Source organism: Candidatus Pantoea symbiotica, from assembly GCF_056491525.1.
The window spans coordinates 1,213,164-1,238,082 of record NZ_JBSZHR010000002.1 but is presented as its reverse complement, the minus strand read 5'-3'; the positions used below and the strand labels follow the sequence as shown (position 1 = coordinate 1,238,082).

Here is a 24,919-nt window from a genome sequence, read left to right as displayed (position 1 = left end):
ATTCGATCATGGCGAACGTTAAAAAACAGCTGAGTAATGCGGTGCTGCCCTGGGTGTTGCCGGTAGTGCTGATTGCGGTGTGGCAACTGGCATCGCAAGTGGGTTGGCTGTCGACGCGCATTTTGCCGTCGCCAGAAAACATCCTCATCACCTTCTGGAAGCTGACGGTGAGCGGTGAACTGTGGCAAAACCTGGCGATCAGCAGCTGGCGTGCCGCCATCGGTTTCTCTATCGGCGGCTCGATTGGTTTGATTCTGGGATTGATTACCGGCACCTCGCGCGTCGGTGAACGCTTGCTGGATACCTCGGTGCAGATGCTGCGTAACGTGCCGCATCTGGCGCTGATTCCGCTGGTGATTCTGTGGTTCGGCATCGATGAATCCGCCAAAATTTTCCTCGTGGCGCTGGGCACCTTGTTCCCGATTTACCTCAACACTTATCACGGCATTCGTAACATTGATCGGGGTTTAGTCGAGATGGCGCGCAGCTACGGCTTGTCTGGCTGGAGCCTGTTCATTCAGGTGATTCTGCCGGGTGCGCTGCCTTCGATTATGGTTGGCGTGCGTTTTGCTCTTGGCCTGATGTGGCTGACGCTGATTGTCGCCGAAACCATTTCCGCTAACTCCGGTATTGGTTATCTGGCGATGAACGCGCGTGAATTCCTGCAAACCGACGTGGTGGTGGTGGCCATCATTCTCTATGCCCTGCTCGGCAAACTGGCTGACGTTGCGGCACAACTGCTGGAGCGCGTCTGGCTGCGCTGGCATCCGGCCTACCAATTGAAGGAGAACGCATGAGCAACGCAACCCTAAATCCGGCGCGTTTAAATCGCGGTACGCCGGTTGGTGTGAATGGCGTCAGCAAGCAATATGGCGATCGCACCATCCTGAATAATATCGATCTGCATATTCCGTCCGGGCAGTTTGTCGCCGTCGTCGGCCGCAGCGGCTGCGGGAAAAGTACCTTGCTGCGTCTGCTGGCGGGCCTGGAATCGACCACGCGCGGTGAGTTACTGGCTGGCAATGCGCCGTTATCCGAGGCACGCGAAGATACGCGTTTGATGTTCCAGGATTCACGCTTGCTGCCGTGGAAAAAGGTGATTGATAACGTTGGGCTGGGACTGAAAGGCCGCGAATGGCGTGCCGCCGCGCTGGACGCGCTGGAAGCAGTGGGATTGGCGGACCGCGCCAACGAGTGGCCTGCTGCATTGTCCGGCGGACAGAAACAGCGTGTGGCGCTGGCACGTGCGCTGATTCACCGTCCAGGTTTGCTGCTGCTCGATGAGCCACTCGGTGCGCTGGATGCGTTGACGCGCATCGAAATGCAGGGATTGATTGAGTCGCTGTGGCAGCAGCATAACTTCACCGTGCTGCTGGTGACGCACGATGTCAGCGAAGCGGTGGCGATAGCCGATCGTGTGCTGCTAATCGAGGAAGGACAGATTGGCCTGGATTTGATCGTCGATTTGCCACGCCCACGCCGTCGTGGATCAGCGCGGCTAGCAGAGCTGGAAGCGGAAGTACTGGATCGGGTGATGAAGCGTGGCTCGTCAGAACAGCCGTTGAAGTTTGCGCAGCAGAGTTAGTGATAGAGGTCGCCATAAATGGCGACCCTACGGTTACTTTTACGCGTTCAACGCCTTGGTAATCTTCTCGTAGAGATCGCCTGACAGCTTATCCAGCCCTTTCAACGTTTCCAGCGCCTTACGCATTAGTGCCTGACGATCGGCATCGTAACGTTTCAGGCGAATCAGCGGCTCGATCATGCGTGCAGCCACTTGCGGGTTGCGCGTGTTCAGATCGGTCAACATCTCCACCAGGAACTGATAACCGCTGCCATCTTTGGCGTGGAATGCCGCTGGATTGCCTGAGGCAAACGCACCAATCAGTGAACGGATACGGTTCGGGTTGCCCATGGTGAACGAACGGTGATTCAGCAGCTTACGCACGTTGCTCAGCACATCCGCCGCTGGGCTGGTGGCTTGCAGCACAAACCATTTATCCATCACCAAACCATCCTGATGCCAGCGCTCATCATAGGCCGCCAGCAGCGAATCGCGGCATGGCAGGTTCGCCGCTACCGCTGCCGCCAGCGCCGCTAATGCGTCGGTCATGTTGTTCGCCTGCTGATATTGCGCCTGCACCAGCTTGTCGGCCTGTGCCGCATCGGCAAACGCCAGATAGCCGAGGCAGACGTTTTTCAGCGTGCGCTTGCCAATCTCCGCATGCTCAATTTTGTATTCGCCGCTTTGGTTGGCCAGATAGAGCGCGAAGAATTCATCACTCAACTCTTTTGCTAGCGTACGCACCAGCGCATCGCGCACTGCCGAGATCGCCAGCGGATCGATAACATCAAACAGTTCGGCGATTTCATTCTCAGACGGCAGCGACAGAATCAGCGCTTTCAACGCAGGGTCGCCCTGCTCATCCAGCAATACCGCGCGGAATGCATCAGCCACATGCAGCGGCAGCGACAGCGGCTGACCCTGCTGATGGCGCGCCACGTTGAGGCGAATGTAGGTGGCCAGCAGGCTTTGCGCCGCATCCCAGCGCGCGAAGTCGTTGCGCGCGTGGCGCATCAGGAAGGTAAGTTGCGCATCGCTCCATTTATAGTCGAGCTTCACTGGCGCAGAGAATTCACGCAGCAGCGACGGCACCGGCTGGAAATAAACGTTATCGAAAATAAAGGTCTGGAACTCTTCGGTAACGTTCAGCACGTGATGCACCGGATGACCATTATGCTGCAGCGGAATCACCTTGCCTTCGTTATCGTACAGTTCGATATCCAGCGGAATGTGCAGTGGCAGCTTCTCTTTCTGCTCGGCGGTGGCCGGCGTGCGCTGGGTGACGTGCAGCGTGTACTGTTCCAGCTCTGGATTGTAATCATCGCGCACCGTCAGGATCGGCGTGCCCGCCTGGCTGTACCAGCGGCGGAACTGCGACAGATCGACATTCGACGCATCTTCCATCGCCTGCACGAAATCATCACAGGTCGCCGCGCTGCCATCATGACGTTCGAAATAGAGTTGCATGCCTTTCTGGAAGTTCTCTTCGCCAAGCAAGGTGTGCATCATGCGGATCACTTCTGAACCTTTCTCATACACCGTTAAGGTGTAGAAGTTGTTCATCTCGATAACCTGATCCGGACGGATCGGATGCGCCATTGGGCTGGCGTCTTCCGCGAACTGCGCACCGCGCATCACGCGTACGTTATCGATACGGTTCACCGCGCGCGAACCGAGATCGGAGCTGAACTCCTGATCACGGAACACCGTCAAACCCTCTTTCAGGCTGAGCTGGAACCAGTCGCGGCAGGTCACGCGGTTGCCGGTCCAGTTGTGGAAATATTCGTGACCGATAACGGCTTCAATACCGAGGTAATCTTTGTCGGTGGCGGTTTCAGCTTTCGCCAGCACATATTTGGAGTTGAAGACGTTGAGGCCTTTGTTCTCCATCGCGCCCATATTGAAGAAATCCACCGCGACGATCATAAAGATGTCGAGGTCGTACTCGAGGTTAAAGCGCTCTTCATCCCACTTCATGCTGGCTTTCAGCGAGGTCATCGCCCAATCGGCACGATCGAGGTTGCCGCGATCGACAAAGATCTCCAGCGCCACATCACGACCAGAACGGGTAGTAAAGCTATCGCGTAATACATCGAAATCACCGGCCACCAGCGCAAACAGGTAGCACGGTTTCGGGAACGGATCTTGCCACTTCACCCAATGGCGGCCATCTTCATGGTGACCACTCTCCAGCTTGTTGCCGTTGGAGAGTAAATAAGGATAACGCGCGGCATCGGCAATGATGGTGGTGGTGAAGCGCGCCAGCACGTCTGGGCGATCGAGATACCACGTAATGTGGCGGAAACCTTCGGCTTCACATTGGGTACAGAGCGCCTCGCCAGATTGGTATAACCCTTCCAGCGCGGTGTTTTTATCCGGATGAATGTCATTAATGATGGTCAGAGTGAAGTTGTCCGGTAGCTGGCTGATGAACAACGCGCCCTCTTCTTCGCGGTAATGCGACCACGGATTGCCATCCACCGCCAGCGATACCAGCGTGAGATCTTCGCCATCCAGACGCAGTTCCGCATCGGCAGCGCCAATACGCTTCACCTGACTGACCGCCGTGACGCGCGTCGAAGCTGCATCCAGATCAAAAGTCAGGTCGATATCGGTAATGGTATAATCCGGCGCACGGTAATCGTGGCGATATTTAATTTGCGGCTGTTGCGTCATGAGTCCTTCTCGCATCGTTAAATCGTTAATATGTTGACCCGTCAAAGTCTAAGCGGGTTGTGCCTTGGTTGCCACGGTCAATGCGTGCGTTCGTTGAAAAGGCTACAATTCATTAACAATGGCACAAATGACCCTCGACCTGCCACCCGCAATTATGGTGTGATCGCGGTCATTACTGTTTTATACTCCTGCGTCTTTATGACTTTGTTGAACACCGGGCTCTGCTCCGCGGAAGAGGATGCTGAAACGCACCATGACTGGACATGCTTCCCCGATTTTGACCACGCTGCTTGATACCGATGCGTACAAGCTTCATATGCAGCAGGCCGTCTATCATCGCTATTATGATGTCCCGGTTACGGCGGAATTTCGCTGCCGTGGCGACGAACTGCTCGGTATTTATGCGGACGAGATCCGCGCACAAATCGAAACCCTGCAAACGCTCGCCCTGAGCGACGATGAGTATCACTACCTCAGCGGGCTGCCTTTCTTCCAAAGCGATTACCTTAACTGGCTGCGCCAGTTCCGCCTCGATCCTTCACAAGTCAACGTGCGTAATAACAACGGCCATCTGACGATTCAGATCAGCGGGCCGTGGCGTGAAGTGATTTTGTGGGAAGTGCCGCTGCTGGCGTTGATCAGTGAGGTGGTGCATCGCCATCGCACGCCGCAGATGGGTGTGGATCAGGCGGTTGCGCACTTGCAGCACAAGCTGGTGGATTTCCGTCAGCAAGTCGGCGATTTGGATATGTCACGCTTCCAGCTGATGGATTTCGGTACGCGTCGCCGTTACTCCAAAGCGGTGCAGGAAGCGATTGTCGCTACGCTCAAAGCGGAGTTTCCGTGGCTGGTTGGCACCAGCAACTACGATTTGGCGCGCCGCCTGCAGCTTAATCCGGTGGGCACGCAAGCACACGAATGGTTCCAGGCGCACCAGCAAATCAGCCCGGTATTGGCGAACAGCCAACGTGCGGCGCTGCAATCCTGGCTAGATGAGTATGACGACCAGCTAGGCATCGCCCTGACCGACTGCATCACCATGGATGCCTTCCTGCGCGACTTTGGTCCTGGTTTTGCTCATCGTTATCAAGGCCTGCGCCATGACTCTGGCGACCCGGTGGAATGGGGTGAAAAAGCCATTGCGCACTATCAGCGTCTGGATATCGATCCGAAAAGCAAAACGCTGGTGTTCTCAGATAATCTCAATCTGGATAAAGCGCTGGCGCTCTATCGTCACTTTGGCCAACGTGCCAACGTGGTGTTCGGTATCGGAACGCGCTTGTCCTGCGATATTCCGGGCGTTACGCCGCTGAATATCGTGATCAAACTGGTGAGCTGCAATGGCAAACCGGTGGCAAAACTCTCCGACAGTCCCGGCAAAACCATTTGCCAGGATAAAGCCTTCGTGCGCGCCTTGCGCAAAGCCTTCGATTTGCCGCTGGTCAAAAGAGCCAGCTGATTCTTATTGCAGGGTGCTTGCACCCTGCTTTCACGCAACAAATCTCCGATTAACCCGGCAATTTTGCTTGTTTCCTGTCGGCTCGCAAGTAACATAGCAAAACCCTGAAAAAGGGCTTTTATCCACCTTCTTTTATATATAGAGAGAACTTTATGAGCGTTGTGCCTGTAGCGGATGTACTGCACGGCCGTGTCGCGGTTGACAGTGAAGTCACCGTACGTGGTTGGGTGCGTACCCGAAGAGATTCCAAAGCTGGTCTTTCCTTTATCGCCGTTTACGACGGTTCCTGCTTTAATCCCGTTCAGGCCGTCGTCAATAATTCTCTGAATAATTATCAGGATGAAGTGTTGCGTCTGACTACCGGTTGCTCGGTGATCATTACCGGCAAAGTGGTCGAATCGCCAGGCGAAGGCCAGGCCTTCGAGATGCAGGCAACCAAGGTTGAAGTTACCGGTTGGGTTGACGATCCGGACACCTATCCGATGGCGGCGAAACGTCACAGCATCGAATACCTGCGTGAAGTGGCGCATCTGCGTCCGCGTACCAACCTGGTCGGCGCCGTGGCGCGCGTGCGTCATACGCTGGCGCAGGCGTTGCATCGCTTCTTCCACGAAAACGGCTATTTCTGGGTTTCGACTCCGCTGATCACCGCTTCGGATACCGAAGGTGCCGGCGAGATGTTCCGCGTTTCAACGCTGGACCTGGAAAACCTGCCGCGCGATCCGCAGGGCAAAATCGATTTCGATAAAGACTTCTTCGGTAAAGAAGCGTTCCTGACCGTATCCGGCCAGCTCAACGCCGAAACTTACGCCTGTGCGCTGTCGAAGGTGTATACCTTTGGTCCAACGTTCCGTGCCGAAAACTCCAACACCAGCCGCCATCTGGCGGAATTCTGGATGCTCGAGCCGGAAATTGCTTTCGCAACGCTGGATGATGCCGCAGCTCTGGCTGAATCTATGCTGAAATACGTGTTCCAGGCCGTTCTCAACGAGCGGGCTGATGACATGGCCTTCTTTGCTGAGCGCGTGGATAAAGATGCCATTGCGCGTCTCGAGCGTTTCGTGACTACCGACTTTGCTCAGGTGGATTACACCGATGCGGTTGAAATTCTGCTGAAAAGCGGTCAGACCTTCGAAAACCCGGTTTCATGGGGCGTGGATCTGTCATCCGAACACGAGCGTTACCTCGCAGAGCAGCATTTCAAAGCGCCAGTGGTAGTGAAAAACTATCCGAAAGACATCAAAGCTTTCTATATGCGTATGAACGAAGATGGTAAAACCGTGGCAGCGATGGATGTTCTTGCGCCGGGCATCGGCGAAATCATCGGTGGTTCACAGCGTGAAGAACGTCTGGATGTGCTGGATGCGCGTCTGGCGGAAATGGGCCTGAATAAGGAAGATTATTGGTGGTATCGTGACCTGCGTCGTTACGGCACCGTGCCACATGCAGGCTTTGGATTAGGTTTCGAACGATTAATCGCCTATGTCACCGGCGTACAAAATGTAAGGGATGTTATCCCCTTCCCACGTACACCACGCAACGCGAATTTCTAAATTTAACGATTAATTATAAGTAATTCATATATATAAAGAGGTCGGCCTAGCCGGCCTTTTTTTATTTTTGTAAATTTAGAGTTCTCTCACAAAGTTCCCAATATTTTACATTTTGTAATACATATTTTCCTTTTGATACTTAATCGAGAGATTTGAATCATTTTCGGGCTAGAATTAGCAACCCTGTGATGGAAAGATGCGTGCAGACACAGGAGACATCAAACTTCTTTCAAGGTTCTGTAAAGATTTCTTGGCAGCAGTGGCAGATGTCCAAATAACTCCAATGAGGGTAATAAAAAATGATGAAGCGCAACATTCTTGCAGTGGTTATCCCTGCTCTGTTAGCTGCCGGCGCAGCAAACGCAGCAGAAATCTATAATAAAGACGGCAACAAGCTGGACCTGTACGGTAAAGCTGTTGGTCTGCACTATTTCTCGGATGACGCTGGCAGCGACGGCGACCAGACTTATGTTCGCTTCGGCTTCAAGGGTGAAACCCAGATTAATGACCAACTGACCGGTTACGGCCAGTGGGAATACAACATTCAGGCTAACAACTCTGAAGGTTCTGATGCACAAGACGGCAACAAAACCCGTCTGGGCTTCGCAGGTCTGAAATTTGGCGATGCGGGTTCAATCGACTACGGTCGTAACTATGGCGTTGTATATGACGCAATTGGCTGGACTGACGTTCTGCCAGAATTCGGTGGCGACTCAGGTTACTCAGACAACTTCATGAACGGTCGTAGCACCGGTCTGCTGACCTACCGTAACACCAACTTCTTCGGTCTGGTTGACGGTTGGAACTTCGCAGCACAGTACCAAGGCAAAAACGATCGCTCTGATATCCGCCGTGCAAACGGTGACGGCTATGGCCTGTCAACCTCTTACACTTCACCAATCGGTGTTGGTGTAGCTGCAGCTTATAGCAGCAGCGACCGTACTAATGCGCAGTCAGCTGGTACTGTGCGTGATACTGATACTTCAACCAACGTAGCGACTGGTGTTGGCGCTGGTAAACGTGCTGAAAACTGGGCAACTGCTCTGAAGTATGACGCTAACAACGTATACCTGGCAGCAATGTACGGCGAAACTCGTAACTCGACTCCAATCAGCTCTGGTGACTTGTCTGCGTTCGCTAACAAAGCTCAGAACTTCGAAGTTGTTGCACAGTACCAGTTCGACTTCGGTCTGCGTCCGTCCATCGCCTATGTTCAGTCTAAAGGCAAAGACATCGAAGGCGTTGGCGATGCTGACCTGGTTAAATACATTGAAGTTGGCGCAACTTACTACTTCAACAAAAACATGGCTACCTACGTTGATTACAAAATCAACCAGCTGAACGATGACAACCCGCTTGGTATTGCTACCGACGACGTAGTTGCACTGGGTCTGGTTTACCAGTTCTAATCACCCGATTAGATTTGCGTAATACCTAAAAACGGGGCCTTCGGGCTCCGTTTTGCATTTCAGTGATCGGCTTCGCAATTAGCTTTTCTACTTTATCCTGCCGACATATTTCTTTTTTATATCAGCGGTTGGCAAGCGTGCCGACTGACGTTAACCTGATAGCTCATTTCGCTAAAGTTCACCCAAACGGAACTGACTCATGTTTGAATCGATCTCTGCCGCACCCGCCGATCCTATTCTGGGACTGGCTGACCTTTTTCGTGCCGATGACCGCACGAATAAAATCAATCTTGGCATTGGTGTTTATAAAGATGAAACCGGTAAAACGCCGGTGCTCACCAGTGTTAAAAAAGCTGAGCAGTATTTGCTGGAAAATGAAACCACCAAGAACTACCTGAGCATTGATGGTCTGGCGGATTTCGCGCGTTGCACGCAGGAGTTACTGTTCGGCAAAGAGAGCGCTCTGATTTCTTCAGGTCGCGCCTGCACCGCACAAACGCCAGGCGGCACCGGCGCCCTGCGCGTAGCGGCAGATTTTCTGGCAAACCAGACCAGCGTGAAGCGCGTTTGGGTGAGCAACCCAAGCTGGCCGAATCATAACAATGTGTTCAACGCTGCTGGCCTTGAAGTGTGTGATTACGATTATTACGATGCAGCGAGCCACAGCCTGGATTTCGACGCGATGGTGGCATCACTGCAGGAAGCCAAAGCGGGCGATGTAGTGCTGTTCCACGGCTGCTGCCACAACCCAACCGGTGTTGATCCTTCTGCAGAGCAATGGCAACAGTTAGCGCAGCTGTCGCAAGAGAAAGGCTGGTTGCCGCTGTTTGATTTCGCCTATCAGGGCTTTGCTCGCGGTCTGGATGAAGATGCGGAAGGGCTGCGTATTTTTGCCGCTTCACATCAGGAACTGATCGTTGCCAGTTCTTACTCGAAGAACTTCGGTTTGTATAACGAGCGTGTCGGTGCATTGACGCTGGTTGCTGCCAGCAGCGACGTGGCGAAAACCGCGTTTAGCCAGGTGAAATATACGATTCGCGCCAACTACTCAAACCCGCCGTCACACGGCGCGGCAGTAGTCGCCACCATCCTCAGCAACGATGCGCTGCGTACCATCTGGATTCAGGAGCTGACCGATATGCGTCAGCGTATCCAGCGCATGCGTCAGCTGTTTGTGAACACGTTGGCAGAGAAAGGTGCTAATCAGGACTTTAGCTTCATCATCAAGCAGAACGGCATGTTTTCGTTTAGCGGCCTGACCAAAGATCAGGTGGTACGTCTGCGTGAAGAGTTTGGTGTGTATGCTGTAAATTCTGGTCGCGTTAACGTGGCAGGCATGACGCCTGACAACATGTCGGCGCTGTGTGAAGCGATTGTCGCGGTTTTATAAAACAGGCGGCAAATAACGATAAATGGGCCGAAGTGGCCCATTTTTTATTCTTGCAGGAACGGATTGCTGAGGCGCTCACGACCTAGCGTCGAGATAGGCCCGTGACCCGGCACGAAAGTCACATCATCGCCCAGCGGCAGCAGCTTGGTTTTAATCGCATCGATTAGGTCACTGTGGCTACCCTGTGGGAAATCGGTGCGTCCCACGCCACCGTTAAAAATCACATCACCTGAAATCAGCAGACGTCCTGCACGATCAAAGAATACGATGTGTCCCGGCGTATGGCCCGGACAAAGCAGCACTTCCAGCACAACATTACCGACCTGCACTGTTTCGCCCTCTTCCAGCCAGCGATCGGGCGTCAGCGGCGCGCATTCGGGTAATCCAAACATGCGGCTCTGTGTAGGCAGATTGTCTAACCAGAAAGCATCAAGCGGATGCGGACCGACAATCGGCACCTGATAATGTGCCGCAAGTTCCGCAGCGGCACCCACGTGATCAAGATGTCCATGCGTGAGCAGGATTTGCGACGGCGTTAAACCACGTTCTGCCAGCACGGCTTTAATGGTTTCTGCATCGCCGCCGGGATCGACCAATGCGGCTTGTTGGGTTTCGTCATCCCAAATAACTGAACAGTTTTGGGAAAAAGCCGTAACCGGAATAATTTGGTAATTCATAGCGCTCCATGACCGACACACGCAGCGCTGCCGGTATCAGGACCAGTGCCTTGCAGGCCCGGTATCTATGTGTACGAAGTTGCTGCGCGGGTAATATCCTACACCACCGGCGCGCATAGATAACGCCGCTTTGCGAACATTGCTCAACGAAATTCCCTCAATGTGGAAATCCATCGCCTGTCCTTTGGTGTGATAGCTTTTTTTCGCCACGCCCGGACCCGATTCACGCAGCATGGTGTTAGTCGCTAACGTGCGGTAACCCGAGATCAACTGCACCGGCTTGCGCGTATCGAGCAACGTTTGCAGGCGGTAAAGCTGATCAAAAAGATGGGGATCGATGTTCTTCACCTGATTGGCGCGGTAATCACGGAAGAAGTGATTTAAGCGGGCTAACTCATCCTTGTCATAACGCTTACCGTTAAAAAACTCCGTTTTGAGGGTTTCGCCGGTGTGAAGGTTACTAAGTGTCAATACTCGAGGGCGGGCGGTGGAAAGCGAAGCCAGAGCGGAGCCAGGAAGCAGTGATAATCCTGCAGCTGCGCCTCCAATCAAGAGTAATCGACGACGTTGAGAATCAATATTAGCCATGAAGCGAGGTTACCTAGTCTAAAGCGGATAAAATATGTGCGAAAAATACACAAGGCCGAACATTAACGTCCGCCTAAGACTCAGTCAACCCAGAATATGTTGCAGAAGACCAAAACCAGCTCAAAATCAAATTTTCGAGACTGGTCTTGGTTAAATTCATGTGAAGAGAAGACAGCCAAATCAAGTACTAGAGTAACAATTGGCCAGCTTTATACAGCACCTGACTGCCGGAACGCGCAGGGTTATCATAATTGTAAATATCTGTACGATATTGCGGGAGTCCATCATCTGCAACCCAAGCGGTGAGGTAGTAAAGGTTCACTGGGATACGATGGCGAATCGGCACATAACGGGTATTCCCCTCTTTCAAGGTGTCCGAAATACGGCCGTCATTCCAGCCCACATCCTGCAGTAGCAGATCGGCCAATTCCGAGGCTTTATTGACGCGCACACAACCGGAACTGAGCGCACGAATATCGCGCTGGAACAGATTATGGTTTGGCGTATCGTGCAGATAGATAGCATCTGAACTTGGCATATTGAATTTGTAGCGACCCAGCGAATTAGTCGCGCCTGGCGCCTGACGAATGCGATATGGGAAGCTCGCCGCCGACACCATATGCCAGTCAATCATTGAAGGATCGATCACTTCTGCATCCGCACTCCAGCCCGACAGCAGCGTATAACCGTGCTTATAAAGATATGACGGATCCTGCTTCACCTTCGGCACAATATCCTGGCGCACCAGCGTGGTTGGTACATTCCAAGGTGGATTCAGCACCACATTATTCAGCGCGCTGTGCATCAGCGGCGTTTTGCGATCGGGACGGCCCACAATCACGCGTGATGACAAAATGGTGGCACCATTGTTGTAGTAGGTCAGCGAATAGTTGGGAATGTTTACCATGATGCCGTTATGCATATCATCTGGCAGCAGGCGCAGACGCTGAATATTGAGCGCCAGCAGCGAGGCGCGCATCTGCGGCGGCACATTCAGCCATTCACGGGTACGCGGACCAATTGCGCCATCATCGGCTAAGCCTTGCCAGTGCTGGAAGCGTTTCACACCTTCCACCAGCGCAGCGTCATAGACGTTGGGTCCGGTTGCCGCTGGATTGGCAGCCACATTATTAGCGACTTCAGGCGCAGCAGCGAGTGCCGGAGCCGCATCAATATCATCAAAGTTCGCCGCTGACGGGCTCACCGCCACCGGCTGATTGCTCTGACTCACCGGAACCGGCGCCGTGGGTACCGCATCTTCCGCCGGCGTTGGTGTAGTGCTGTGGCTGGCGGTCAACATACCGGTGCGTTGCAGAATCTCACGCAGTGCAGGCACATCATTGCTGATTTGTCCTGGGCGCAGCGTAGCGGTATCACGCAGCTGTGGCCACGGATGATGATCATTTAGCAGCGTTTTCAATGCATTGTGCATCGGTAGATATTGCGGATGCTGCGGCTGCAGTGACACCACGAAAGTACGGCTGCCACCGCCATTCACCGCATTCTGCCACTGATTGATGGCTGCCAGCGATGGCATGGTCAGCTTGTACGGCACGTTGCTGTAAAGCCAGTTTTCACCCTGCGTCGGCACATTGGCAACAAATTGCAGATAGCCAAGCATTGCATCACTGAGCACGATATCGCGCGCCATGCCTTTAATGTTCGGATTGGTCAGCCGCTCCACCCAGCGAGTGAACTGCGGCTGCACGCCAGAGAGCGCCACTTCCGCAAGCTGCTGCTGGAAGGCCTGCACCGCTTGCGGGTCCTGCCACAGCGGTGCCATGTCACGCGACGCATAAATACCGGCCAAGCCTGGCAAGTAGAAGGGTTGTTCAGTGGCGCTAAACGCCTGCTGAATCTGCTGCTGACTGGCAGCAACCGACATCGAACTGTGATGCGTCGAGTTGGGTAGCGTAGAGGTGATGGCCGCATGGCTGACAGCCAGCGGCGATAATACCAGTGACAAACCGAGTGCTACTGCAGCACGGCTCATTTTGCGCTTATTGTTTAGCAACATCCCTGCCCCCTTCTCACCAATGACATAGCGCCCTGTGATCGCCATGTACAGCCATACTCTTAATGTTGAGTATACGAATAAAAAACGGCATCTGCCTCTAAGTGCAGATGCCGCATACAGATTAAACGTAGTGCTGTTTTTTAACCAGATTAAGCGCTATGAATTCTCAAATTCAAGACCGACCTTAGGACTTTGATCCTTGCTCGGTGCAGGATCCGCCGAGAAGCCGCGCAGACCGACCACATGCACGTGTTCGGTGTTATTGAACATTTTACGCACCAGTTTGTAAGTGGTGCCTTTTTCTGGGCTTATATTCTCTGGTGCCGCGATGATCAGCTGCATCTCCAGACGTTCGCACAGCTCAAACAGCGTGGCGATTGAACGGGCATCCAGACGTGCCGCTTCATCGAGGAACAGCAGACGACACGGCGAGATATCTTTGCCGCGCAGACGACGTGATTCCTCTTCCCAGCTCTGCACAACCATCACCAGAATCGACATCCCGGTACCGATCGCTTCACCGGTCGAGAGCGCACCACTTTCTGCACGTAACCAGCCATCAGAGCCACGATTCACTTCCACTTCCATCTCAAGATAGTTGCGGTAGTCGAGCAGCTCTTCACCAATGGTTTGCGGCGTACGCTGGCCCATATCGATCTGCGGATTTAGGCGTTGATAGAGTTTCGCCAGCGCTTCCGAGAAGGTTAAGCGGTTGCTGGTAAACAGATCCTGATGCTGTTCATGCTCTTCCGACAGCGTATCCAGCAGCGTTGAGTGCGCTTCACGCACGTTAACGTTGAGGCGCACGCTGCGCACCTGACCAAAGCTCACAGCTTGCAAGCCCTGGTTCAGCTGGCGGATACGGTTCTGCTCGCGCTGAATGGTTTTGCGAATGATGTTCGCCGCGCTGCGTGAGCTGATTGCCAGCGTCTGTTCACGCGCCGTCAGCTCTTCGGTCAGACGATTCAGCTCGATTTCCATCTGCTCGATGGCTTCAACTGGATCGTCGGTACGAATGATGTCCTGACGAATACGTTCGCGCAGATGCTGATAGACCGCGATAAAGAACTGAATCTTACGTTCCGGACGTTTCGGATCTTCCGACATGCGCAGCACATCGCGCAGATGCTCGTTATCCGCTACCGCCAGACGCAGCGCACCCAGCGCCTTATCCGACATCGAACGCAGCTCATCGCCGCTGAGATAGGCCAGCTCGCGACGATGCAGACGACGCTCAACGCCGTTCTCTTTAACCAGACGCAACACCGTGCACCAGCCGGCTTTCGCGCTGACAACCTGCTCACGAATCTGATGATAATCGCGTTCCAGCTTGCGCAGTTTCTTCTGCAGGCTGTCCATTTCGGCTTCACAGAAGGTGATCTGTTTTTCCAGCTGGTTGCGACGCGCACGGTTGTGGCTCAACGCGCTGTACAGCTCATCACGACGAATGCGCGCACGCTCTTCTGCGCTGGCATCGGCATGCACACCGATATCCTGCATCTCTTGCTGCAACTCTTTCAGCATGTCGCGTTTGGCATCGTAAGAACTTTTCAGCGAAGCCAGCACCTGTGAATACTGCGTCAACTGCGCCTGATGTCCACGCAGACGTTCACGTGCGCGGCTGCGCTCACCTTCCGCCTGTTCCAGACGCTGACGCAACTGTTCATTGAGATCGCTGTTACCGCCCAACATGCCCGCCGAACTTTCATAGCTGAAGTGCGCACGACGCTGCACCACTTCGGTCAGGGCAAAGGCCTGTTGACGCGCATCGCGCTGCTGCTGCTGTGCCTGCTGATAGTCACGTTGCAGCTGATCGTGCTGCTGCGGATCGCTTTGCAGTACAGAAATCAGCGGCTCCAGCTTGCTGAGTTTGTTGCCGTGCTGATGCAGGAAGCGCGCGGCTTCCTGCGCTTCTTCGACGCGCTCGCGGATCTCTTCACAGCGATCGCCAAGCGTGTCGTCGAGCAGCAGATTAACGCGCGGCAACAGGCGGTTAAGCTGGCTGACGCCCTCTTTTGCCTGCTCAAACTGCGCACGCTGCTGCTGATTGTCATTTTCATGCTGCGCCAGCGCCCGCTCCAGCTCGCCACGGCGGCTGTTAAGCTGACGAATCTGCGCTTCCGGATCTTCATCAAACGCCACTGCTAAATGGCTGCCGATGAAGCGGCTGAAGGATTGATGTAGACGCTGGGTTTTCTGCACATCAAACGACAGCGTGGCATAACGCTCAGCCAGCTGTTCACGTTCGTTGTTCAGCAACTCAAGCTGGTTTTCACGCGCCGCGCGACCAAACAGCGGCACTTTCGGGAAGCGGGAGTAGCGCCACTGACGTTCAGCCACTTTCACTACCACTGCTTTATCCAGCTCTTCGACGCTAAATACGCTGTCGTCAAAGGCTTGCGGATCGCCTTCAATCAAATAGAGATCTTCCGGGCACTCGTCTAAACCGTCGAGCAGATCGCGCACCAGCGACAGATCCGGCACCACGATGGCGTGGCGCGATGGGCCGTATAACGCCGAGAAGTACGGCGCGTCATCCAGCGTAACGTCATCATAAATTTCCGACAGCAGTACGCCGCCAAAACGTTCTGCCAGCTGCGTCAGGCGCGCATCTTCCGCGCCGCCCGGCTGGCTCAGCCGTTCAATCTGCTGTTCAACTTCACGCTTACGCGCGGCCAGCTCGTCGCGTTCAACCGTGGTTTCACGCTCGCGCTCCAGCAGTTGCTGCATAAATTCAGTGATCTGCTGGCTGCTGGTCAGCTCCTGACCGGTTTGCTCGCTCAGCTGCGTCAGAATTTCCTGCGCCGCCAGCCAGTGTGGCGCACGCGCAGTCAACGCGGTGATGCGTTCACGCAGCTGCTCCAGCTCCTGACGCATCAACATGCGGCGTTCGCCGGCATCGGCAACGCTGCTATTCAGCTGCTCAATCTGCGCTTCGAGTTCACGCTGCAAGCCGTCCAGCGCATCCGCATCGTATTGCTGGCCCTGACGTTTGCAGAAATCCGCCAGCAGACGCTCGGCATCATGCTGCTCACGCAGACGGGTTTCTAATTCATTGAGGCGCAGACGCAGCGAGGAGAGTTGTTCGGCATGATGGCGCTGATTGCCGGCGTCACGCAGTAATTCGCGCCCCACTTGCCACGCATCCTGACGATCAACGTCACCGGCGATGCTGGTGACTAATGCTAGCGCTTGCTCAAACTGGCTATGCGCCGCTTCGGCGACGCTCAGCTTCTGTTCGAGACGCAGCAGGCGCTCGGTGGCTTCCTCTTCACGCGCCTGGAAGGTTTCCTGCCATTCAGCGGCGTTATCGATAGATAAATCGGGCAGTTGACACTGCGTGCGTGCTTTCTCCAGCGCCTGCAAGGCTTGCTGATACTGAATGGCACGCGTCTGCTGCACGTCGAGCGCCTGCTGGAAGTCGGCAAGCTGGCTTTTCAGCTCATCCACTTCCACTTCAGCCGCTTCGGCGCGCGCTTCATTCTCTTCCTGCACTTCACGCGCTTCGGCTACAACTTCATTTTGCTCTTCAAGGCGATAAGTCAGCTCTTCCAGATCGGCATCGTAACGCTCGATTTTCTCCTGCTGGCGCATGGCGGTTTGCACCAGATTCAGGTGGTCGCTGGCGCCCTGATAATCGCTTTCCAGATCGCTCTCGGCGCCGTTGTGCTCGGACAACTCGCGCGCCATTTCAATGTGGCGATACTGCTCGGAAATCAGCTGATTGCGGCTGGTAAACAACTCGTTACGCAGCTGCAGCGCGCCATCGAGGTGAATGCGGCGCTCGTTGGCGTGGCGCATGTAGTCGGCGGAAACATAGCTGGTAGCTTCCGAAATCAGATGCTTAAACAGGTCGCGATCCGATTGGGTGACGCGAATCGCTTCCAGCGTCATGCGGTTTTCCCGCAGCGCGGCTTCCATATCCTGGAAAGCTTTACGCACGCCGCCGTTTTCTGGCAGCAGGTAATCGCGCAGCGAGCGGGTGATGGCGCTGGAGATACCGCCGTACAGCGAGGCTTCGATCAGACGATAGAACTTGCTGCGATCGCTGGCGTTACGCAGACGACGCGGCACCACGCCGAGCTCGAACAGCACCGCGTGATAATCGGTGACCGAGTTGTACTGTTTGAACTGCACGCCTTCCTGTGCTTCCACGCGCTCCTTTACTTCCGTCAGCGGCAACACGCGCGCCTGACGGTTGTTGAGGATTTCGGTCAGCATATCGGTGGCCTGTGAATCGCTCGGCAAGCCGTGAATACTGAATGGCTTGATATCTACCTTTTTATCGCGTCCCGCCACCTGCTGCAGACGTACGCCAACAATCACGCGCTGATGGCGTGAGTTGACCACATCCAGCACCGAATAGCAGACGCCAGCGCGCAGCTTGCCGTGCAGACCTTTATCGCGTGAACCCGATGTTGCACCGGCTTCAGTGGTGTTACGGAAGTGCAGCAAGGTTAAGTCAGGGATCATCGCCGTAACGAAGGCGGCCATGGTGGTGGATTTACCCGCACCGTTACCGCCCGAAAGCGTGGTGACCAGTTCATCAAGATCAAAAGTACGGGCAAAGAAGCCGTTCCAATTGATCAGCGTTAGCGAACGAAATTTACCGCGTTCAATCATGCTTGTTCATCCTCCGCGTTATCACTCGCGTCGCTTTCAGCGTCAATATCGTTATCTGCTTCATCGTTTTCTGCCGCAGCCGGCGCGCTTTCCAGCGTCATCGCTTCACCGTCACGAATCAGGCGCAGCTGCGCTTCACGCGCATCGTCACCACTGCGCACGTCGGCGCCAAAGCGGAACACCGATTCGGTGATGCGGAATTTGCTGCTGTCGTTGCCCATAAACCACACCATGCCAAGACGGCGCAGGCGGCTCAGCGACGCACGCATTTTTTCCTGCAGCTTGGCGCGGTCAAGATCGGAACCGGTGGATCGCTGGTTTACCAGCTTAAGCAGTTTGCTCTCATCGGCCAGCGACAGCAGTTCGTCATACAGCTCTTGCTGGGTAAAAATCCCCTCATTTGCCAGACGTTCCGGGCTGAGGTAGAGATAGCAAAGAATTTTGCCCACCATCATGTCCAGCTCGGACAGCACCGAGCGCGGAATCAAGGTGGTTGAACGCGGACGCAGATAGAAGAAGCCTTCCGGCGCGCGGATCAGCTCAACGTTGTAGCGCGCGTAAAACTCTTCGAGATATTCCTGGTAATCCATCAGGAAGGCGTGATTATCTAGCTCTTCAATGCCAATGTGGCGACCCGCGCGTAACTGGCTATCGAGCGCCGGGAAAATCGGGTTTGCCAGAGCCAATGCCAGTTTGACTGGCATCACTTGTTCAATATTTGTCGATGACATGTGCCTGCACCTTGGCTCCGTAATCATTAATGGCCTGCCATTGCGCAGGCAGACCGGCTAAATCAGCTTCGGCCACGCCGAGTCGCACCGCTTGATCGATGACGATACGCGCCAGATCAAAGTGGCGCGCGCGCGGATACTGCGACAGATAGTCGCGCATCACCGTGGCAAGATGGAGCGGCTTCTGCTCCTGCTTATAAATTTGCAGCGCCTCTTCGATCATCGCGGCCAGTTGCTCGCGAATCTCATTAAACTCTTCGTATTCCATTTCCGGCGGCAGCTCGCCCATTACCTCGTCATTACGCAGCGTCATCTCTTCATCGCGCATATCGTAAAGACGATCGGCATTGGCGTAGGTCAGCGCCCACGGCTGATCGAAATAGTTTTGCACCGACAGGCGTAAACGCTGCGCAAACACGCGGTTCTTATCCATGTCGATGGCGGTACGAATAAATTTGTGTACGTGGCGGTCGTAACCGATCCACAGATCGATAGCCTGCTGGCCCCAGCTGATAATGCGATCGAGCTTGTTTTGCAGGTCAAACACCAGCTTATCGACAAAGCCCAGATCCGGGCTGCTCAGCGTTGCATCCTGAATACGCAGCAAATTGGCCTGCAGCTTATCGCCCGCCGCTTCCAGCGTATCCTGCAGTTCACGTAGCGTACCGGAGGTTTCCGACAGTAGCATTTCACAGCTGGAGATCGCCGCGCGCCAGTCTTTGTTGAGCAGATCGGCAATATCGGTTTTCACCGCTTGCTGCTGCTCATCCATCAGACGTTGCGTCATATCGATGCTGTCGAAGATTTCCGCCACCGAATATTTCAGCGGCGCAAACACGTTGCGATGCCAGTGGAATTCGTCACCGTCTTCTTCAGCGGCATCTGCGGCACGTTTTAACTCTTGTGCCACAATCGACAACTGCATCGACAGGCGCAGCGTGGAGAACTCGCGCTGACGGATGTAATAGTCGGTAATGCCGATGGCGAGCGGCGTCAGACGATAGATGGCGTGGCCTTCCGTTAGCTCGCTGGTAAAGCGGTTAAGCAAGCGCTGACGCACCATGTCATTGATGGCGTTGTTGGCACGGACCTGCACGGTTTCGTGGGTTTGTTCGAATGCTTTGCTAACGTGTCGAAACGCGTCAATCAGCTCGCCTTCACTCATCTCGCCGTCCATGCGCTCACCGTTTAAGGTGGCGATGGCCAGCAAAAAGGCCAGACGTTCTACCGGCAGCGCAAGCGAAAAATCGTTCTTGCGCGCCCATGCCACCAATTCGGGGACCGTCTGGGAAAATTCGCTCATAGTTGATCCTTCTAGCTGGGTTTGCGCGCGGTCACGTGGATATAGCGCCCTAAACTTAAAAAGGGCTCCTGGCGACAGAAACGCCGTTCCATCTCAATGATTTCCTCAACGCTCTTCCCTGCGCCGGGTTGCGGCTTCATGTAATCACAGAAGACGCGAATGCCCGCACGCCGTTCAATTTCAAATCCGCAGTTTGTCAGCCAGCGCGTCACATCATCGGGATCGCGCGGGAAATCGGGCGACAGCGTGCGCTTTTTGCGTTTGCTCATATTGGCGCGCATATAGCCGAAATTGCCGAGCGTCAGGGTGCGGAAGGTTAAGCCATGCGCGTTATAAAACATCAACGACAGCACGCCGCCGGGCTTGAGCGTGTGCCACAGCGCTTGCAGCACCTCTTCCGGATGCGCGACCCATTCCAATACCGCGTGAAACAATACCAGATCAACCTGCGTATCCAAATGTTCGCCCACCTGCTGGGCGCTAATTTGTTTGAATTGCATGTTGTGGCTCACACCTGCGGCGAGCGCATGGGCTTCCGCCAGCTTCAGCATCTCAGCAGAGAGATCGCACAGCACCACCTGATGACCGCGCGCCGCCAGCCCGCTTGAGACTTGTCCCACGCCACCGCCGGCATCCAGCACCTTTAAAGGTCCGGCAGGCAGTGTCGGTAACAGGGCTTCCAGCTCGTCCCAGACAATCGCCTGGCGCACTTGCCCTTTGCGCGTGCCATAAATGTTCTGTGAGAATTTGTCCGCCAGATCGTCAAAGTTACGATCCTGCATGATGATGGCTCCGCTTTGCTGCATTCAACTTGTGCTATTTTGTCACAGGCTCAACAAGAATGAACCTTTCATGCCGCAGTAACCGTCTGGCAGCTGTTTTTTTGGACAAAAGAGGCCATATTCGATGTTTTTCGCATTTAAAAAAGTCATTGGCGGGATGTTGCTCCCCTTGCCGCTGCTGTTATTGCTGATGGCGGCAGGACTTTTACTGCTCTGGTTCAGCCGCTGGCAAAAAAGCGGCAAAATCCTTATCTCTTGCAGTTGGCTGCTACTGCTGGTGTTAAGCCTGCAGCCGGTTGCCGATCGCCTGCTGTCACAGCTGGAAAATCATTATCCCACCTGGAACGGTAACGAGCCGGTCGATTATATCGTGGTGCTTGGCGGCGGCTATACCTTCAATCCGAATTGGGCGCCGAGTTCAAATTTAATCAGTAATAGCTTGCAGCGCGTGGCTGAAGGCGTGCGTCAGTGGCGGCGCTATCCGCAGGCGAAAATGATCTTTACAGGCGCAGCAGCCGGCGAAAACCCACGCAGCAGCGCCAGCGTGGCGGCTGAAGTGGCAGAAAGCCTGGGCGTGCCGCCAGAAGCGATTATTCAGTTGGATCAACCACGGGATACGATTGGTGAAGCACGCGCGGTGAAACAGACGATTGGGGAACATCCATTTTTACTGGTGACCTCCGCCAACCATCTGCCGCGTGCGATGCAATTCTTCCAAAGTGCTGGCATGAATCCGCTGGCTGCACCGGCGAACCAGCTGGCGGTGACATCGCCGCTCAACTGGTGGGAACGCGCGATTCCGTCACCGCTGTGGCTCGGTCACAGTGAGCGAGCGATCTATGAAACGCTAGGACAGATCTGGCAGAAGCTGCGCGGTGACGATCTCACCTCAACCCAGCCAGGGGAGTAATTGCGCACGAGCATGATCGAAGCGCGGGCGGTCAAACTGTCCGCTGCTGACCAGCGTGTCGACGCAATCCCACAACTGATACAACCAGCGTCGCCAGAGGAAACCTTCGGCCACGGGCGCACGCTGCAGATAGTGTTGCAGCAGTGACGCTTCTGCGCCGCTATCCGCCAGGCGCATCAGATCATATTCGCGTGGTGCCCAGAGAATGTTGCCCGGCTGCATCATCGCAATCAGCTGATCGCTGTGCGCATCTTTCAGCATGCTGGCTAAGCGCAAATTGCCATGCATCAACACGCAGGGATCATCAAAGCCGTTGAAAAGACGCGGTAATAGCTGACGGCTGCGAAACAGAATCTGACGATCTTCCAGCGTGAAAAACGGCGGTGACAGATAACCCAGCGTTGACCACAATACATCCACCCGCTGGCGATACCAGGCGGGCCAGCTATTTTCCTGCACGCTGTCCACGCTGCCAACTAAGCCATGACTGTCGATACGATGCCACGCCAGCACGCCTTCAACGATCTGCTCGCACAGCTGTTCCCAGCGGGCTGAGCTACGCGCCGGAGCTTCCGCCGATACGCCGTTAAAACGCGCCATTAACAACATTTCATGTACCGGCTTTTGCTGGCTTAGCACCAGGCCAAACACTGCGGGCACGGCAATTAAGCCATCATGGCCGAGCATGGTCAGCTTTTTGGCTTCCAGCGCAGCACGTCCCTGATGACGAAAATACTTCGCTACCAGCGGCATCGGTTTACCGGCGTTATCGTATAGCGCATACAACCGCGTGTGCGTATTCTCGCTAATGGTTTCGAGACGGCTGATGCTTTCACCGAGCACCAACGCGAGTTCTGAACGGAGCTGTTCCATGCAATATCCTCCGAAGTCAAAGGGCTGGAATATGCTGGAGGTGATGGCGGCGCAAAGCTTAGCGCCAGATCAAACTTTAAGGCCAGCGAGAGCCGCTGGCCGGTCGGAGATTAACCCTGCATAGCGAGACGAACCCGCTCAAGGTCTTCCGGCGTATCCACCCCAACACTTGGGATAGCTTTTGCCACCGCGACGTGAATCTTTTCACCGTACCACAGCACGCGCAGCTGTTCGAGCAGCTCAATGTGCTCCAGCGGGCAAGGTTCCCACGCGATATAGCGACGGATAAAACCGGCGCGATAAGCGTAGATACCAATGTGGCGCAGCAGCGTATCGCCAATCTGCTCGCGCGATTGAGCATAACGCTCGCGATCCCAGGGAATGGTGGCGCGTGAGAAGTAGAGCGCATAACCTTTGGCGTCCATCACCACTTTCACCGCGTTCGGGTTAAAGGCTTCTTCTGCATCGGTAATCGGTACCGCCAGCGTCGCCATTCCGGCTTCCGATTGCGCCAGATTACCTGCCACCTGACGTACAATCTCCGCCGGGATCATCGGCTCGTCGCCCTGCACGTTAACGATGATCGTGTCGTCGGCAAACTGATACTTCTCGACCACTTCTGCCAAACGCTCGGTGCCGGACTGATGATCGACTCGCGTCATGCACACTTCGCCGCCCGCTGCGGTTACCGCCGCCGCCACATCCGGATGATCGGTGGCGACAATCACGCGATCGGCACCCGATTCACGCGCGCGTTCCATGACGTGCAGCACCATCGGTTTACCCTGAATATCCACCAGCGGTTTGCCGGGCAGACGCGTTGAAGCGTAACGCGCGGGAATAATGGCAACAAAACTCATGGATGGATCTCTTCAACAGACAGCGTCCGCGCTTCCACTTCCAGCAGCACTGGAATGCCGTCACGTACCGGGTAAGCCAGGCCATCCGGTTTACAGATCAGCTCTTGCTGCTCTTTGTTGAAATAGAGTTTTCCGTTGCATACCGGGCAGGCAACGATTTCGAGTAAACGGTGATCCATAATCTTCTCCATTCAGGACCGATTCAGGCGGTTAGCATATCATAATAGCGTGCGCGTGAATGGCGCACTCAAGCCAGACAAATGGCGGCTTTATTCACCAATCGACCAGCGATTTGACCAGGCAGCCAGCAGTTCTGCCGGCGCATTTTCGATAATCACTTCATTGGCACCTTGCCACGCAGCAAAGCGATTAATGGCTTTTTGTACGTCATTAAGGAAAGCGTTACTGACGCGTGTGCTTTCTTCCAGCCAGAATGCACGAATTACCAATTGTTGTGCCTGACGCTCCATTTTGGCGTCGATGCGCGCTTTCAATACGCCACGATGTAGCACTGGAAGGACAAAATAACCATATTTGCGCTTCTCTGCTGGCGTGTAGCACTCGATGCGGTAATCAAAATTAAATAGCTCCAGCGCACGACGACGATCCCATACCACCGGATCAAAGGGTGACAACAGCGCGGTATGCGTGGCCGAGAGTGGTTTTTCCAGCAGCGGTAATAACGCGTGGTGTAGCCACATTTCACCCAGCTGCTCGACCTCAACGCGAGCTATCTCTCCGCGTGCGGCGGCATCCATGAGCCACGACTTAAGTGGTGCGCGTTTGAGGCGATAGTAATCAGCTAGCCAACTATCACGGAAAATGCCGAGGCTGCGCGCGCTGTGACTCAACATCTTTATGACTGCTTCGTCTTCACTCAGTGCATGCTGTTCATCAATCCAGTCCGGCATTACGCGGCTGTGCAGGTCGTAAACCCGCTGGAAGTTGCGCCGCTCCACCACCATCAACTGACCGGCACTGAACAAATTCTCGAGATGACGCTTATGCGGCTTCCACGCCCACCAACCTGGTTTGGTCTGTTTATCATTGCTGAAATCGGCAGCACGTACCGGACCATTGGCGGAGATGTGTTGCAGAAGGTCAGTGATTTCCTGTTGATGTTCCTCAACCCACTGTTGGTTGTACTTCCAGCCAAGTCGCTGCGGTTCCAGCATGCGATGGCGCAGCAATGGGTAATCTTCAACAGGTATAAAACAGGCTTCATGCGCCCAATATTCAAATAACGCGCCAGATGCCAGCGCCTGTTCCAGCCAATTGGCCTGGTATGCGCCAAGGCGGCTAAACAGCACCAGATAAGGACTGCGTGCCACCACATTGATGGTATCGATTTGCAGCAAAGACATTTGACGCACAGTGGCGTGAATATCGGTAAAGCGCGCCCGACGGCCCAGAGGACGTAACAGTCCCTGAGCAGCCAGATGAAGGTGACGCGCAGTTTGTAACGAGAGGGAAGCGACGCGGTTCATGACTCAGTTCCCTTTTC

19 protein-coding genes are annotated in these 24,919 nt (G+C 54.7%); 7 read left to right on the top strand and 12 right to left on the bottom strand.

Features of this window, described 5'->3' with window-relative positions; translation table 11 throughout:
* The first annotated feature begins 8 nt into the window (after positions 1-8).
* Positions 9-797: an aliphatic sulfonate ABC transporter permease SsuC gene (gene ssuC / locus ACXIZX_RS06250; protein ID WP_479403793.1), complete on the top strand. Its 789-nt coding sequence runs from the start codon at positions 9-11 to the stop codon at positions 795-797.
* Entirely contained in the window at positions 794-1,585 is a 792-nt protein-coding gene (gene ssuB / locus ACXIZX_RS06245; RefSeq protein WP_479403792.1) for an aliphatic sulfonates ABC transporter ATP-binding protein, read from the top strand. Before ssuC ends, ssuB begins: the two co-directional genes overlap by 4 nt.
* A gap of 39 nt (positions 1,586-1,624) precedes the next feature.
* On the opposite strand, the gene pepN is transcribed toward ssuB, so the two are convergent.
* Entirely contained in the window at positions 1,625-4,240 is a 2,616-nt protein-coding gene (gene pepN, locus ACXIZX_RS06240; RefSeq protein WP_479403791.1) for an aminopeptidase N, read from the bottom strand.
* A gap of 253 nt (positions 4,241-4,493) precedes the next feature.
* Here pepN and pncB point away from each other — a divergent pair, with 253 nt between their 5' ends.
* From pncB to ACXIZX_RS06220, 4 genes are all read left to right on the top strand, one after another.
* Positions 4,494-5,699, top strand: coding sequence for a nicotinate phosphoribosyltransferase (gene pncB, locus ACXIZX_RS06235; RefSeq protein ID WP_312180888.1), 1,206 nt, complete (start codon positions 4,494-4,496; stop codon positions 5,697-5,699).
* Between the two features lie 152 nt (positions 5,700-5,851).
* Positions 5,852-7,252, top strand: coding sequence for an asparagine--tRNA ligase (gene asnS, locus ACXIZX_RS06230; protein ID WP_008102363.1), 1,401 nt, complete (start codon positions 5,852-5,854; stop codon positions 7,250-7,252).
* A gap of 299 nt (positions 7,253-7,551) precedes the next feature.
* Positions 7,552-8,661, top strand: a complete 1,110-nt coding sequence (gene ompF, locus ACXIZX_RS06225; protein WP_008102365.1) for a porin OmpF — start codon at positions 7,552-7,554, stop codon at positions 8,659-8,661.
* Between the two features lie 199 nt (positions 8,662-8,860).
* Positions 8,861-10,051, top strand: a complete 1,191-nt coding sequence (locus ACXIZX_RS06220) for an amino acid aminotransferase (protein ID WP_479403790.1) — start codon at positions 8,861-8,863, stop codon at positions 10,049-10,051.
* Between the two features lie 44 nt (positions 10,052-10,095).
* On the opposite strand, the gene ACXIZX_RS06215 is transcribed toward ACXIZX_RS06220, so the two are convergent.
* The 7 genes from ACXIZX_RS06215 to cmoM form a co-directional block, all read right to left on the bottom strand.
* On the bottom strand, positions 10,096-10,728 hold the full coding sequence (locus tag ACXIZX_RS06215; protein WP_179451360.1) for an MBL fold metallo-hydrolase: 633 nt from the start codon (positions 10,726-10,728) through the stop codon (positions 10,096-10,098).
* Positions 10,729-10,764: 36 nt separating this feature from the next.
* Positions 10,765-11,316, bottom strand: a complete 552-nt coding sequence (gene mepK, locus ACXIZX_RS06210; RefSeq protein ID WP_008102370.1) for a peptidoglycan L,D-endopeptidase MepK — start codon at positions 11,314-11,316, stop codon at positions 10,765-10,767.
* Positions 11,317-11,503: 187 nt separating this feature from the next.
* Positions 11,504-13,333, bottom strand: a complete 1,830-nt coding sequence (gene ldtD, locus ACXIZX_RS06205) for a L,D-transpeptidase (protein ID WP_479403789.1) — start codon at positions 13,331-13,333, stop codon at positions 11,504-11,506.
* Positions 13,334-13,489: 156 nt separating this feature from the next.
* A complete protein-coding gene (gene mukB / locus ACXIZX_RS06200; protein WP_479403788.1) occupies positions 13,490-17,956 on the bottom strand; it encodes a chromosome partition protein MukB in 4,467 nt (1,488 codons plus the stop codon).
* A complete protein-coding gene (mukE, locus tag ACXIZX_RS06195) occupies positions 17,953-18,687 on the bottom strand; it encodes a chromosome partition protein MukE (protein ID WP_097094359.1) in 735 nt (244 codons plus the stop codon). The genes mukB and mukE overlap by 4 nt, the downstream gene beginning before the upstream one ends.
* The gene (gene mukF, locus ACXIZX_RS06190) at positions 18,668-19,990 is read right to left on the bottom strand and encodes a chromosome partition protein MukF (RefSeq protein ID WP_007887410.1); all 1,323 of its coding nucleotides are present in this window, start codon (positions 19,988-19,990) and stop codon (positions 18,668-18,670) included. Before mukF ends, mukE begins: the two co-directional genes overlap by 20 nt.
* Before the next feature lie 11 nt (positions 19,991-20,001).
* The gene (gene cmoM / locus ACXIZX_RS06185) at positions 20,002-20,772 is read right to left on the bottom strand and encodes a tRNA uridine 5-oxyacetic acid(34) methyltransferase CmoM (protein WP_179451366.1); all 771 of its coding nucleotides are present in this window, start codon (positions 20,770-20,772) and stop codon (positions 20,002-20,004) included.
* A 124-nt stretch (positions 20,773-20,896) separates the two neighbouring features.
* Between cmoM and elyC the strand changes: the two genes are divergently transcribed.
* Positions 20,897-21,682 (top strand): envelope biogenesis factor ElyC, encoded by a 786-nt coding sequence (gene elyC, locus ACXIZX_RS06180; protein WP_479403787.1) that lies wholly within the window; start codon positions 20,897-20,899, stop codon positions 21,680-21,682.
* Here elyC and ACXIZX_RS06175 read toward each other — a convergent pair.
* The 4 genes from ACXIZX_RS06175 to ACXIZX_RS06160 form a co-directional block, all read right to left on the bottom strand.
* Positions 21,662-22,555, bottom strand: coding sequence for a YcbJ family phosphotransferase (locus ACXIZX_RS06175; RefSeq protein ID WP_479403786.1), 894 nt, complete (start codon positions 22,553-22,555; stop codon positions 21,662-21,664). The two genes, elyC and ACXIZX_RS06175, sit on opposite strands and share 21 nt — an antisense overlap.
* A 110-nt stretch (positions 22,556-22,665) precedes the next feature.
* Positions 22,666-23,415, bottom strand: a complete 750-nt coding sequence (gene kdsB, locus ACXIZX_RS06170) for a 3-deoxy-manno-octulosonate cytidylyltransferase (protein ID WP_154153026.1) — start codon at positions 23,413-23,415, stop codon at positions 22,666-22,668.
* Complete coding sequence (locus tag ACXIZX_RS06165; protein ID WP_007887424.1) at positions 23,412-23,594, bottom strand: Trm112 family protein; 183 nt, start codon at positions 23,592-23,594, stop codon at positions 23,412-23,414. Before ACXIZX_RS06165 ends, kdsB begins: the two co-directional genes overlap by 4 nt.
* Before the next feature lie 90 nt (positions 23,595-23,684).
* Positions 23,685-24,902: a winged helix-turn-helix domain-containing protein gene (locus ACXIZX_RS06160; protein ID WP_479403785.1), complete on the bottom strand. Its 1,218-nt coding sequence runs from the start codon at positions 24,900-24,902 to the stop codon at positions 23,685-23,687.
* Positions 24,903-24,919 lie beyond the last annotated feature (17 nt).

Excerpts from the sequence above, each read along its gene's own strand:
- ssuC (WP_479403793.1), top strand. The coding sequence starts at position 9 with ATGGCGAACGTTAAAAAACAGCTGAGTAATGCGGTGCTGCCCTGGGTG.
- ssuB (WP_479403792.1), top strand. The coding sequence starts at position 794 with ATGAGCAACGCAACCCTAAATCCGGCGCGTTTAAATCGCGGTACGCCG.
- pepN (WP_479403791.1), bottom strand. The coding sequence starts at position 4,240 with ATGACGCAACAGCCGCAAATTAAATATCGCCACGATTACCGTGCGCCG.
- pncB (WP_312180888.1), top strand. The coding sequence starts at position 4,494 with ATGACTGGACATGCTTCCCCGATTTTGACCACGCTGCTTGATACCGAT.
- asnS (WP_008102363.1), top strand. The coding sequence starts at position 5,852 with ATGAGCGTTGTGCCTGTAGCGGATGTACTGCACGGCCGTGTCGCGGTT.
- ompF (WP_008102365.1), top strand. The coding sequence starts at position 7,552 with ATGATGAAGCGCAACATTCTTGCAGTGGTTATCCCTGCTCTGTTAGCT.
- ACXIZX_RS06220 (WP_479403790.1), top strand. The coding sequence starts at position 8,861 with ATGTTTGAATCGATCTCTGCCGCACCCGCCGATCCTATTCTGGGACTG.
- ACXIZX_RS06215 (WP_179451360.1), bottom strand. The coding sequence starts at position 10,728 with ATGAATTACCAAATTATTCCGGTTACGGCTTTTTCCCAAAACTGTTCA.
- mepK (WP_008102370.1), bottom strand. The coding sequence starts at position 11,316 with ATGGCTAATATTGATTCTCAACGTCGTCGATTACTCTTGATTGGAGGC.
- ldtD (WP_479403789.1), bottom strand. The coding sequence starts at position 13,333 with ATGTTGCTAAACAATAAGCGCAAAATGAGCCGTGCTGCAGTAGCACTC.
- mukB (WP_479403788.1), bottom strand. The coding sequence starts at position 17,956 with ATGATTGAACGCGGTAAATTTCGTTCGCTAACGCTGATCAATTGGAAC.
- mukE (WP_097094359.1), bottom strand. The coding sequence starts at position 18,687 with ATGTCATCGACAAATATTGAACAAGTGATGCCAGTCAAACTGGCATTG.
- mukF (WP_007887410.1), bottom strand. The coding sequence starts at position 19,990 with ATGAGCGAATTTTCCCAGACGGTCCCCGAATTGGTGGCATGGGCGCGC.
- cmoM (WP_179451366.1), bottom strand. The coding sequence starts at position 20,772 with ATGCAGGATCGTAACTTTGACGATCTGGCGGACAAATTCTCACAGAAC.
- elyC (WP_479403787.1), top strand. The coding sequence starts at position 20,897 with ATGTTTTTCGCATTTAAAAAAGTCATTGGCGGGATGTTGCTCCCCTTG.
- ACXIZX_RS06175 (WP_479403786.1), bottom strand. The coding sequence starts at position 22,555 with ATGGAACAGCTCCGTTCAGAACTCGCGTTGGTGCTCGGTGAAAGCATC.
- kdsB (WP_154153026.1), bottom strand. The coding sequence starts at position 23,415 with ATGAGTTTTGTTGCCATTATTCCCGCGCGTTACGCTTCAACGCGTCTG.
- ACXIZX_RS06165 (WP_007887424.1), bottom strand. The coding sequence starts at position 23,594 with ATGGATCACCGTTTACTCGAAATCGTTGCCTGCCCGGTATGCAACGGA.
- ACXIZX_RS06160 (WP_479403785.1), bottom strand. The coding sequence starts at position 24,902 with ATGAACCGCGTCGCTTCCCTCTCGTTACAAACTGCGCGTCACCTTCAT.